2 protein-coding genes (1 of these 2 cut by a window edge) are annotated in these 13,793 nt (G+C 63.7%); both read right to left on the bottom strand.

The genetic code is table 11. The annotated features are described in order from the left end of the window. On the bottom strand, nucleotides 1–780 hold the 5' end (the start) of the coding sequence (locus ACW9IR_RS04855) for a non-ribosomal peptide synthase/polyketide synthase (RefSeq protein WP_457461928.1). 17,067 nt of this gene lie to the left of the window's left edge; the window shows 780 of its 17,847 coding nt (coding positions 1–780); it begins with the start codon at nucleotides 778–780; the stop codon falls past the left edge of the window. Further along, entirely contained in the window at nucleotides 777–13,793 is a 13,017-nt protein-coding gene (locus ACW9IR_RS04850; RefSeq protein ID WP_457461926.1) for an amino acid adenylation domain-containing protein, read from the bottom strand. The genes ACW9IR_RS04855 and ACW9IR_RS04850 overlap by 4 nt, the downstream gene beginning before the upstream one ends.

Below are 13,793 nucleotides of genomic sequence, written 5' to 3'. Positions count from 1 at the left end.
TTCGTGACGCACCACATCGAGCGCCGAGTGGTCCAGCGCCATGTGATGGAACAACAACGTCGCGACCGCGCGCTGAGCGTCCTCGTCCCACGCGTAGGCCAGACGCATCATCGGCGCACACCGCACGTCCAGACGGAAATGCCGCGCATCGAAACGTTCGTGCAATTGCTGCAGTGCATCGCTTGCGCCGTCTGCCAGCACGACTTCTTCCATCGGCAACTGTGCCTGACGCCAGACCACTTGCAGCGGCACGTCCAGCCCTTCCCAATGCACCGCCGTGCGCAAGATGTCGTGGCGATCGATGACTTTTTGCAAGGCTTGAGCGAAGTCCTGCAGACGCTCACGGCTGCTGAACGCGAAGTACGATTGCATGACGTAGGGATCGCCCTGCTCGTTGCTCGCGTGGTGATAGAGAATCCCCTCCTGCAACGGCGCCAACGGATAGATGTCCTGCACATTCGCCGCGCCGCCTGGCACTTGCGCTACGAGGTGATCGATGCTGGCCTGATCCAGCTCGACCAGGGTCAGCATCGACGGGGTGATCTGCGTGGCGTCGGCCGCGATGCCGTTGACCGGCACCTCGACCTGACCGGCCTTGGTGGCCGAATATTGCCCGGCCTTGATCAGTTCGATCAGCGCCGGTTTATGTTCGCGCAACAGCGCCAGCAACGCCGGATCGCTCAAGGCCTGTTTGTTGCCATTGACGCGCAATTGTTCATCGGTCACCGCCAACTGAATGTCTTTTGCCTTCAGGGTTGCCAACAGTTCGAGCACATTCACAGGACGATCTCCATTCTTTCGGTAATTGCGGCGTAGCCGGCCAGGGTCGGATGTTCGAACAGCGACCTGACATCGGCTTCCATGCCTTCCTGACGCAACCGGCCGATCAGACTGACCGCCAGCAGCGAGTGACCACCCAACTCAAAAAAGTGATCGTGGCGCCCTACCCGCTCGACGTTGAGCAGTTCAGCCCACAGCCGTGCGAGGGTGATTTCCACTTCGCCGACCGGGGCTTCGTATTCGCGGGTTTTCAGCGCTTGCTGATCCGGCGCCGGCAGCGCCTTGCGGTCGAGCTTGCCGTTGGGGCTCAGCGGCAAAGCGTCGAGATGCACGAACACGGCGGGCACCATGTAGTCCGGCAAGTGATCCAGCAGTTGACTGCGCAGCAGGTCGATTTCCAGGCGTTCGCCGGTGTAGTACGCGACCAGACGTTTGTCGCCCGGCACGTCTTCACGGGCCACCACCGCCGCTTCTTGCACGCCGTGGATCTGGGTCAGGCGCGCCTGAATTTCGCCCAGCTCAATACGCAGACCGCGGATCTTCACCTGATCATCGTTACGCCCCAGATACTCGATGTTGCCGTCCGGCCGATACCGCGCGACGTCACCGGTGCGGTACATGCGCCCGCCAGGCTGGAACGGATCGTTGAGGAAGCGCTCGGCACTCAGCTCAGGCCGGTTCAGATAGCCGCGCGCCACCTGCACGCCAGCGATATACAGCTCGCCGACCACGCCTTGCGGCGCCGGCTGCTGTTGCGCATCGAGGATATACATGCGGGTGTTGGCGATCGGTTTGCCGATCGGTGTGTTGTCCGGGGTCTGTTCGATGGAGCCGGCGCAATCCCACGCGGTCACGTCGACGGCCGCTTCGGTCGGGCCGTACAGGTTGTGCAAACCGCTGCCCGGCAATTGCAGTTTGAAGCGCCGCACGACATTGCCCGGCAACGCCTCACCGCTGCACATCACCTGCCGCACACCGTCGCAGCGCGTGGTGTCGCTGTTGGCGAGGAACACGTCGAGCATCGACGGCACAAAGTGCAGCGTGGTGATGTGTTCGCGCTCGATCACTTCGCTCAGGTACTGCGGATCCTTGTGCCCGTCGGGCCGCGCCATGACCAGTCGCGCACCGGTCATCAGCGGCCAGAAGAACTCCCACACCGACACGTCGAAGCTGAACGGGGTTTTCTGCAACACCGAATCGGCAGCGGTCAGGCGATAGGCGTCCTGCATCCACAGCAAGCGGTTGACCACACCTGCGTGTTCGTTGACCACGCCTTTCGGTTGGCCGGTGGAACCGGAGGTGTAGATCACGTACGCGCTGTGCTGTGGCGTCAGCGCCGGGATCTGCGGATTGTCGGCAGACAGGGATTGCCAAGTGTTCTGGTCAAGATCGACCACTGCCGCTTTGACATCCCCCAGCAACCCGCTGGTAGCACCGTGCACCAGCACCACGGCCGGCGCGCTGTCCTCAAGCATGTAGGCCAGGCGCTCCAGCGGATAGGCCGGGTCCAGCGGCACATAACCGGCGCCAGCCTTGTTGATCGCCAGCAGACCGATGACCATTTCCAGACTGCGTTCGACGCAGATCGCCACCCGCGAATCCACCTGCACGCCAAGGCTGATCAAATGCCCGGCCAAGCGGTTGGCGTGTTCGTTCAACTGCGTGTAGCTCAATGCCTGTTCGCCGGCGACGACGGCGACAGCCTGTGGCGTACGTCGCACCTGCGCTTCGAACAAGCCGTGCAGCGTCTGCTGCAAATCGTAATCGACGTCGGTGTCGTTGAGGCCGAGCAGCAACGCCTGCCGCTCCTCGTCCGACAGCACCGTCAGGCGATTCAACGCTTGCTGTGGTGTGTGCTCCAAGGCTTCAACCAGCGCGGTCAGCGCGTTCTCCATGTACTGACCGATGCGTGCTGCGCCGATGCGCGACGGCGTCATCACTGTCAGTTCAAAACCGCTGCCCAGATCGTCGACGTTGAGGGTCAACGGGTAATTGGTGCGCTCCTCGCCGGCCAGGGATTCGATGCCCTGCCAGGATTCACGCTTGGCCTCTTGTCGGGTTTCATTGCCGCTGTGCCGGTAGTTGAGCATTGCGCTGAACAGTGGCGACGGCGCCGCGACACCGCTGCAACGCTGGGCCAGCGCCAGCGAAGCATGTTCGTGAGCCAACAGCGCACTGAGCCGCGCATGGATCGCCTTGACCCCGGCGCGCACGTTGCTTTCGTCGACATCCACGCGCAATGGCAAGGTGTTGATGAACATGCCGAGCCCGCGATCCGCGCCCGCGCCGCCCTGCATGCGGCCAAGCAGCACCGTGCCAAAAACCACGCGTTTCTGAGCGGACGTTGCCGCCAGCACCTGTGCCCAGGCGAGATGGAACAGGCTGGCAACGCTGACGCCGAGCAACCGTGCCTGACTGCGCAGACGCTGCGCCACCACGGCGGGTAGCGCCTGGCAGACTTCCTCGATGTCATTGCCGTCGCCGTGCACGTCCTGCAAGCCGAACGGCAGGGTCGGTTCGTCGATGTCGCCGAGCATCTCGCGGAAGAACGCTTCGTGCTCTTGTTCGCTGACGCCTAGGCGGGTCTGCGCGACATAATTGCGGTACGGCACTGCGGCCACCGGCAGGCGCTCATCGCCCTGCAAAATCGCCTGCATTTCTGCGCTGACCACCGCCAGCGCGGTGTGGTCCATGGCAATGTGATGGAACAACAGCATGGCGACGACACGCTGATTGTCCGGGTCGAGGGCATACACCAGACGCAGCAGCGGTGCCTGATCCAGGTCCAGACGCCAGTGCCGCGCATCGAAGCGCGCCCGCAGTTGATCGATGGCTTCGCCCTGCGCAGGCTCCAGCGCCACGGCTTGGACCGGTAGCTCGGCACGCCGCCAGACCACTTGCACAGGCGCCGCGAGCCCTTGCCAGACAATCGACGTACGCAGGATGTCGTGGCGCGTCATGACCTGACGCAGCGCTGCCGCGAACCCTTGGAAACGCTCGAGGCTGTCGAACGCCAGACACGATTGCAGCAGGTACGGATCACCCTGCGCGGCGCTGAGGTGGTGATACAGAATCCCCTCCTGCAAAGGCGCCAGCGGATAAATGTCCTGCACGTTGGCCGCGCCACCCGGCACCGAGGCGACGATGCGTTCGATGCTGGCCTGATCCAGTTGCACCAGTGGCAGCATGTCCGGGGTGATGTGCGTACAGTCGGTCGCAATCAGATTCTCGGGTACTGCAACCTCGCGACCGCTGCCCACCGCAGCAGCCAGCGCAGCCAACGTCGGCTGGCTAAACAGCACGCGCACGTCGGTGCTCAGATCGACCTGCCGCATGCGTTCGATCAGCGTCACCGCCAGCAATGAATGCCCGCCCAATTCAAAGAAGTTGTCGTGACGGCCGACCTGTTCAACGTTAAGAACGTCAGACCAGATCTGCGCGAGTGCGATTTCCACCGAACCTTGTGGCGCGGCATATTCGCGGCTCAGCCACGCCGTTTGATCCGGCTCCGGCAACGCCTTGCGGTCAAGTTTGCCGTTGGCAGTCAGCGGCAGTGCTTGCAGGCGCACGTAAGCGGCGGGCACCAGGGCCTGCGGCAACTGCGCTTGCAGATGACTGCGCAAATCCTCGATCTCGACGTTCAGCCGTTCGGTAAACCACGCCAGCAACTGGCCGTCGCGCACCAGCACCACGCAATCCTGCACGGCCGCGTGAGCGCTCAACGCCGCTTCGATTTCGCCCAGTTCGATGCGCACGCCGCGCAGTTTGACCTGATCATCGTTGCGCCCCAGGTATTCGACGGTGCCGTCAGCCAGCCAACGTGCGAGGTCGCCAGTGCGATACATGCGCGCCTGCGGTGCGTCGCTGAACGGGTCGTCGAGGAAGCGTTCGGCGGTCAGCTCGGGGCGATGCAGATAACCGCGCGCCACGCCCGCACCGCCGACATACAACTCGCCCGCGACGCCGATTGGTACCGGGCGCTGCTGGTCGTCAAGCAGGTAAATCTTCGCGTTGGCCATCGGCCGGCCGATATGCAGCACCTGCCCGGACTCGACCGCGCCGGAGGTGGCAACCACCGTGGCTTCGGTCGGGCCATAGTTATTGATCACCGCGAAGGTCTGCTCGCGGGGGAACTGGCGCAGTTTGTCGCCGCCGATCAATAGCGTGCGCAAGGTCGGGTGGCCGAGGTCGCGACTGAACGCATATTCGGCGACCGGCGTCGGCAGGAAACTCACCTGCAATGGCTGCGCACGCCACCATGCCAGCAACTCATCGAGGTGCTCATTGCTCACCGACTCCGGCGGCAGATGCAGGGTCGCACCGACACACAGCGCCGGCCAGACTTCCCACGCCATGGCGTCGAAACCGAAGCCGGCGACGCTCGACGTGTGGCTACCGGCGCGCAGGTCGAAGGCCTCGCAGTGCCAGTGCACCAGGTTCTCCAGCGTCGCGTGTTCGACCATCACGCCTTTCGGCTGGCCTGTGGAGCCGGAGGTGTAGATCACATAAGCCAGATGCGCCGGGGTCAGCGCCGGCAATTGCGGATTGCTCTCAGCCAGCTGTTGCCAGGTGGGATTGTCCAGATCAATCAGCGCCACGGTGCCAAGCAAATCAGCCGTCGACGCCTGCGCCAGCACCGCCATCGGCGCGCTGTCCTGCAACAGATAGGCGATGCGTTCCGCCGGGTACGCCGGGTCAACCGGCACATAACCGGCCCCAGCCTTGAGGATCGCCAACAACGCGACGAGCATGTCCGGGCTACGGCGCAGGCACACGGCGATACGGTCATCGGGCTGCACGCCGAGGCCGAGCAAGTGATGGGCCAGGCGATTGGCACGCTGATTGAGCTCAGCGTAGGTCAGTTGCTGCGCGCCCTGAACCACAGCCAGTGCGTCCGGCTGCTGCTCGGCCTGAACCTCGACCAAGCGCTGAATCGTCGCACCACGCGGATAGGCTGCTGAGTGCTGGTTGAAGCCGACCAGCAAATGTTCGTATTCCGCCACCGAGAGCACCGGCAGCCGGTTGAGCGGACGTTGCGGCGCCTCTTCCAGCGCCGTCACCAGATGTTCCAGTGCGGTGTGCATGTAACTGCAAATCCGTTGCGCACCGATCTCGGCGAGCGCCAGCACGTCGAGGACAAAACCTTCGCCCAGATCATCCACCGAAAGGGTCAGCGGATAATTGCTGCGCTCCTCGCCGCCAAGCATGCGCACGCCCTGCCAGATACCCTGGCCGTCGTGCGGCTGCTGCTCGGCGGCACTGTGTCGGTAGTTGAGCAAGGCGCTGAACAGCGGCGCGGAACCGGCCATGCCAGTGCAGCGTTGAGCCAGCGCCAGTGACGCGTGTTCATGGCCGAGCAGTGCCGTCAGCCGCGCATGAGTGGACTTCACCCCGGCGCGCACGCCTTCAGCGAGATCAACCCGCAGCGGCAAGGTGTTGATGAACACCCCGAGTGTCCGGTCGGCGCCCTCACCGCCCTGCATGCGCCCCATCAACACGGTGCCGAAGACCACGTCGCGGCGGCCGGAGACTACGCCCAGCACCTGCGCCCAGGCCATGTGCATCAGGCTCGCCGGGCTGACGCCCAACTGCCGGGCCTGTTCACGCAGGCGCAGATTGAGCGCCGCATCGACCGGTTGCAGCGCTTCTTCGATGCCACGTCCGTCGCCCTGGACATCCTGCAGACCGAAGGGCAAGGTCGGCTCGTCGATATCGCCAAGCATCTCGCGGAAGAACGCTTCATGTTCCTGCGCATCGGCGCCCAAGCGGGCCTGCGCCACGTAGTTGCGGTACGGCATCGGCGGCGTCAGCGTGTCGAGCTGGTCGAACATCAGCGCGTGCATTTCGCGACCGATCACGTCCATGGCGGTGTGGTCGAGAATCGAGTGATGGAACAGCACGATGGCGACGACTTGCTGTTGCGCCGGATCCTCGGCGTAGACCATGCGGATCAACGGTGCCTGATTCAGATCGAGGCGGAAATGCCGCGCATCGAAACGCGCGTGCAACTGCTCGAGGATGTCGCCGTCGTGCGCCTCCAGCGGCACTTGCTGCACGACCATCTGCGCCTCGCGCCAGACCACTTGCTGCGGGCTGGGCAAGCCTTCCCAGACTAGGCTGGTGCGCAGAATGTCGTGACGGGCGATGACCTGCTGCAAGTGCTCGGCGAAGGTTTGCAAACGTTCGAGGCTGTCGAAAGCCAGACGCGATTGCAGCAGGTATGGATCGCCCTGCTCGGCGCTCAGATGGTGATAAAGAATGCCTTCCTGCAACGGTGCCAGCGGATAGATATCCTGCACATTGGCAGCACCGCCCGGCACCGTCGCAACAATACGATCAATGCTGGCTTGATCCAGCGTGGTCAGGGTCAGCATATCGGGGGTGATGTGCGTGCAATCGGCTGGAATCAGATTGGCCGGCACTGCGATTTCCCGGCCACTGCCCAAGGCTCGCGCCAGCGCGGCGAGGCTCGGCTGGTTGAACAGCACGCGCACATCGGCGTTCAGACCGGCCTGACGCATGCGTTCGATCAGGCTCACCGCCAATAGCGAATGGCCGCCGAGTTCGAAGAAGTTGTCGTGACGGCCGATCTGTTCGATGTTGAGTACGTCGGCCCAGATCTGCGCCAACGCGATCTCGACCGGGCCTTGCGGCGCTTCATATTCACGGCTGAGCCACGCGTCCTGATCCGGCTCGGGCAAGGCTTTGCGGTCGAGTTTGCCGTGGGCCGTGAGCGGCAGGCTGTCCAGTCGCACGTAAGCGGCCGGCACCAAGGTGTCCGGCAGCCGCGCTTGCAGATGGCGGTGCAAGTCGCCGATCTCGACCTGCTCGATGTCAGTGAACCACGCAACCAGACGCCCGTCGCGTACCAGTACCACGCATTCGCGGACCGCGTCATGAGCGCTCAACGCGGCTTCGATTTCGCCGAGTTCAATGCGTACACCGCGCAGTTTCACCTGATCGTCATTGCGCCCCAGGTATTCGATATTGCCGTCGTCCAGCCAGCGCGCGAGGTCGCCGGTGCGGTACATCCGTGCGTGCGGCTCGTCACTGAACGGGTCGTCAAGAAACTGTGCAGCGGTCAGTTCCGGACGATTCAGATAACCCCGTGCAACCCCGGCGCCACCGACATACAACTCGCCTTGCACACCGGTCGGCACCGGTTGTTGCTGGCGGTCCAGCAGATAGACTTTGGCATTGGCAATCGGCCGGCCAATGTGCAAAACCCGCCCGGGCTCGATGCGCCCGGACGTCGCCACCACCGTGGCTTCGGTCGGGCCGTAGTTGTTGATCACATCGAACGTCTGATCTCGCGGGAACTGGCGCAATTTATCGCCGCCGATCAACAACGCGCGCAGGGTCGGATGGCCCAATTCACGACTGAAGGCATATTCGGCCACCGGGGTCGGCAGAAAGCTCACCTGCAACGGCTGCGCGCGCCACCACTCGAGCAATTCATCCAAGTGTTCATTGCCGATCGAAGGCGGTGGCAGATGCACGGTCGCGCCGACGCACAGCGCTGGCCAGACTTCCCAGGCCATGGCATCGAAACCGCAACCGGCGACGCTGGCGGTGTGGCTGCCGGCGTGCAGGTCGAAGGCTTCGGCGTGCCAGTGCACGAGGTTTTCCAGAGTGCGGTGCTCGACCATCACGCCTTTCGGCTGCCCGGTGGAGCCCGAGGTGTAGATCACGTAGGCCAGATTCGCCGGGGTCAGCCTCGACAGTGCCGGGTTGGTGTCAGGCAAGTGCCGCCAGTCGTTGGTGCCTAGATCGATCACGGGGACAGCGCCAAGCAGGTCGCGCGTCGAGGCCTGCGCCAGCACCGCGATCGGGTCGCTGTCGTGCAACAGGTAGGCGATGCGTTCAGCCGGGTATTCAGGATCGATCGGCACATAACCCGCGCCGGCCTTGAGAATTGCCAGCAGTGCGACAAGCATGTCCGGGCCGCGACGCAGGCACAGCGCGACGCGGTCATCGGTTTGCACGCCGAGGCCAATCAGGTGATGGGCGAGACGATTGGCGCGCTGATTCAGTTCGCGGTAGCTGAACTGTTGCTCACCCTGCACCACCGCCAATGCTTCGGGATGCGCCAAGACTCGCGCTTCAAAAAGCCGCGGCACTGTCTGCGCGGGCGGATATTCACGACCGCTGATATTGAAGCCGACCAGCACCCGTTGCCGCTCGCTTGGTGACACGATCGATAGCTGTTGCAACGGCGCCGTCGGCGTGTACTCCAGCGCCGTGACCAGGCTGTGCAACGCGGTTTGCAAGAAATCGCAGACCCGCGCACCGTCCACCTGCGGCACGGCTTGTACGCTCAAGCGGAACCCCTCGCCGAGGTCATCGACACTGACCACCAGCGGATAATTGCTGCGCTCGCGCGAGCTGAGAATCTGCACGCCGTCCCACGTTACAGCGGCCGAATCCGGCGCACTGTGGCGGTAGTTGAGCAAGGTGCTGAACAGCGCCTGCGAGCCGGCGACACCACTGCAACGCTGGGCCAGTGCCAGCGAGGCTTGCTCATGGCCGAGCAACTGCGCCAGACGCGCATGGGTGGCACGCACGCCGTGTTCTACCGGGTCAGCAGCGACGCTGACGCGCAACGGCAAGGTGTTGATGAACATGCCCAACGCCCGATCTGCACCCTCTCCGCCCTGCATGCGCCCGAGCAATACGGTGCCGAACACCACGTCTTGCTGGCCGGACACCTGCGCCAACACCTGAGCCCAGGCCTGATGCACCAGACTGGCCACGCTGACACCCAGCCGCCGTGCTTGCTCGCGCAGACGCTGACCAAGGCTGGCGTCAAGATCGGAATGACTGTCGAGGATCGCGCTGCCGTCGCCGTGCACGTCCTGCAAACCGAAAGCCACGGTCGGCTCGTCGATGTCGGCGAGCATCTCGCGGAAGAACGTCTCATGGGCCTGATCATCGGCGCCGAGCCGCGCCTGCGCGACGAAATTACGGTACTGCACCGGCGGCGGCAGATCGCTGCTGACGCCGCGCATGACGTCGTTCATTTCCGCCACCAGCACGTCCAGCGCGGTGTGATCGAGGACGATATGGTGCAGCAGGAGAATGCCGATCCAGCGCTGGTGTGGCTGATCTTCGGTGTAGACAAAGCGCATCAGCGGCGCGCGATTGAGGTCGAGACGATAGTGGCGTGGATCGAAACGCGCCTGCATCTGCTCGAGCACGTCGCCGTCGAGTTCGTCGGCATCGACACGTTCCAGCGCCAGTGGCGCCTCGCGCCAGACCACTTGCACGGCTTCCTCAAGCCCCTCCCAGACCACGCCGGTGCGCAGAATGTCATGGCGTTTGATCACGCCGTTCAAGGCGCGGACGAAGGTTTTGATCTGCGCCAGACCGTCGAAGGCAAATTGCGCCTGCAACACATACGGATCGCCGGCGCTGGTGGCCAGATGGTGATAGAGAATCCCCGCCTGCAACGGCGCCAGCGCATAGATGTCCTGCACATTGGCGATGCCGCCCGGCACGCTGGCAACCACGCGGTCGATAGCGGCTTGGTCGAGATTGACCAGCGGCAACATGGCTGGGGTAATACGCGTGCAACCCGGTTCGATCAGGTTGTCTGGAACGACAATGCCGCGTTCGCTGCTCAAGGTCGCCGCCAGCGCTGCCACGCTCGGCTGACCGAACAGCACGCGCACGTCGCAATGCAGATCCTGTTGGCGCATGCGCTCGATCAGCTTCACAGCCAGCAGCGAATGACCACCGAGTTCGAAGAAGTTGTCGTGGCGGCCGACCTGTTCGACGCCAAGTAACGTCTGCCAGAGTTCGGCAATCAGGTTTTCCACGTCACCAACCGGCGCCTCGAAACCACGCCGGGCGAATGCATCGCTGTCCGGTGCCGGCAAGACTTTGCGGTCGAGCTTGCCATTGGTGGTCAGCGGCAAAGCGTCCAGACGCACGAAGGCGCTCGGCACCATGTAGTCGGCCAACGTGGCCAGCAAATGATCACGCAATTGCGCCACATCCGGCGCCACACCTTCATCGGCCAGCCAGTACGCGACCAGACGCTGATCACCGGGGCTGTCCTCACGGGCAATCACCACGGCTTCTCGCACGCCTTCGCAACTAGACAGACGTGCCTCGATCTCACCCAGCTCAATGCGGAAACCGCGAATTTTAACCTGATCGTCGTTGCGCCCCAGGTATTCGAGGCTGCCGTCCGCCGCCCAACGTGCAAGGTCGCCGGTTTTATACAACCGCGCCTCGGCGTTTTCGCCAAACGGATCATTGATAAAACGCTCGGCGGTCAGCGCTTCGCGATTCAGATAACCGCGCGCCACCCCGGTGCCTCCGACGTACAGCTCACCGATCACGCCGACGGGAACCGGTTCACGCTGCGCATCGAGGACATACAGTTGCAGGTCGGGAATGCGCACGCCAATCGGGCTGACGCCGAGCAACTGCGCGTCGGCGGCTTGCAGCGGTCGATAGGTCACGTGCACGGTGGTTTCGGTGATGCCGTACATGTTGACCAACCGTGTACCAGCGTTGCCGACCCGCGCATACCACGGCTTGAGCAGCCCCGGCTCCAGCGCCTCACCACCGAAAATCACTTCCCGCAGGGAGTGCTGTAATTGGCTGCGGCCCTGGGCGGCGATCAATTGGCGGAACGCGCTCGGCGTCTGGTTGAGCACGGTCACACCGGTTTCGCACAGCAGCGCATAGCAGTCGTCCGGCGAGCGGCTGACGGCTTGCGGGATCAACAGCAATTGCCCGCCGAACGCCAGCGCGCCCCAGATTTCCCACACCGAAAAGTCGAAGGCGAAGGAATGGAACAGCACCCAGATATCCTGTTGATTGAACTGGAACCAGTCCTCGGTGGCAGAAAACAGCCGCGCCACGTTGCGGTGCTCGACCATCACGCCTTTGGGCAAACCGGTGGAGCCGGAGGTGTAGATCACGTACGCCAGATGCGCCGGGGTCAGCTCGGGGATCTTCGGATTGCTGTCGAGTTCGGCCTTGAGGTGAGCGCTGTCGAGGTCGATCTGCGGCACCTCAAGAGCGGCCACGCGATCGCGGGTCGCCGCCTGCATCAGCAGCGCTGCCGGGGCGCTGTCCTGCAAGGTGAAACTGATTCTGTCGAGCGGATAGGCCGGATCGATCGGCACATAACCGGCGCCCGCCTTGAGCACACCCAGCAGGCCGATGAGCATTTGCGGGCCGCGCTCGACGCAGATGGCGACACGGTCGTCAGGGCGAATGTTCAGCGCCAGCAAATGGTGAGCGACCTGATTGGCGCGGCGGTTGAGTTCGCCGTAGCTGAGCGTCTGTCCTTCGAAGATCAGCGCCGTGGCGTCCGGGCGGGCCTGTGCATGGGCTTCGAATTGCTGGTGGATCAGCGGGGTGTCGGGGAACTGCGACAGCGGCAAATTGCTGCCGTGCAGCAGGTGTTCGCGTTCGCTGGCGGGGAGGATTTTCAGCTCTTGCAGCGCCACATCGGCACTGGATTGCAGGGCTGCCGCCAGACTCTCCAGCGCCGCATTCAAGTAAGCGGCCATGCGCTCGGCACCCAGCGCAGCATCCGCCAGGGCGGTGATGCGCAAGTCCACGCCGAGGTCATCGATGTTGATGGTCAGCGGATAGTTGGTGCGCTCGCGGGCGCCGAGCACCTGCACACCGGGGGCAATGTCGACCACGTCCGCGACTTCTTCGACGCTGCTGTGTCGGTAGTTGAGGATCGCGCTGAACAGCGGCGTCGGCACCGCGACGGCGCTGCAGCGTTGTGCCAACGCCAGCGAAGCTTGCTCATGCGCCAGCAACGCAGTCAGGCGCTGATGGGTCGCCCGCACGCCGGCGCGCACGCTTTGCTCGCCAACATCAACGCGCAGCGGCAAGGTGTTGATGAACATGCCCAACGCCTGTTCACCGCCCTCGCCCGCGTCCATGCGCCCCAGCAACACTGTGCCGAACACCACCGCCGTACGCCCGGACAATTGCCCGAGCACCCGCGCCAGCGCCAGATGTGTCAGGCTCGCAACGCTCACGCCGAGCTGCCGCGCCTGCTCGCGCAACTGCCGGCTCAAACGGCTGTCGAGCATTAACGAAGACTCCTCGATGGCATGACCGTCGCCCTGCACATCCTGCAAGCCACATGGCAGCGTCGGCTCGTCGATATCAGCGAGCATCTCGCGGAAAAATGCTTCCTGCGCCTGCTCACTGCCGGCACTGCGCGCCTTGGCCAAGTGATCACGATACGGCACCGCCGCTGGCACTTGCGCAGTCTGCCCGAGCAGGCAGGCCTGAACTTCCCGGCGCAGCACATCCAGCGCCACGTGATCCATGATCATGTGATGAAACAGCAACAGCGCGACCACGCGGCCCTGAGCGGGATCCTGCGCATAGACCATGCGCAGCAGTGGCGCTTGCTGCATGTCGAGGCGGAAGTGCTGCGGGTCGTGGCGTTCGAGCAGTTGCGTGAGCACGTCGGCACCGCTGTCGACGCGGATTTCCTCACACACCAGCGGCGCCTCGCGCCAGACCACTTGCACCGCTTCGTCGAGGCATTCCCAGACAAACGAGGTGCGCAAAATGTCGTGACGCTTGACCACCCAACGCAGCGCGTCGGCGAAGGCGTTCAGGCGCTCCTGGCAGTCGAACACGAAACGCGCCTGCGAGATGTAAGGGTCACCGGCAGCGGCCGAGAGGTGGTGATAGAGCATGCCCTCCTGCAACGCGGACAACGGATAAATGTCCTGCACGTTGGCGGCGCCACCCGGCACCGTGGCAACGATGCGGTCAAGGGTGTCCTGATTCAGCGTCACCAGCGGCAGCATGTCCGGGGTGATGCGAAAGGCCGGGCTCAGCCAGTCGCCGCCGTGTTCGGCGACCAGCTCCAGCAGTTGCGCCTTGTGCGCCGCGAGGCTGTCCCACAACGCGTCATCCAGCGCGTCGTCGCTGCCCAGAATGACCAGGTCTTCATCTTCCTGTTGAAGGCGGATCGCATGGGTGGAAATGGCAGCCATCAGTTCGCTGAAATGCAT

This window comes from Pseudomonas sp. SDT291_1_S447, from assembly GCF_054070155.1.
The sequence above is the reverse complement of the archived record's forward strand: the minus strand, read 5'-3'. Positions and strand labels throughout refer to the sequence as shown.

Coding starts and splice junctions, on each gene's coding strand:
- ACW9IR_RS04850 (WP_457461926.1), bottom strand. CDS start 13,793: ATGCATTTCAGCGAACTGATGGCTGCCATTTCCACCCATGCGATCCGC.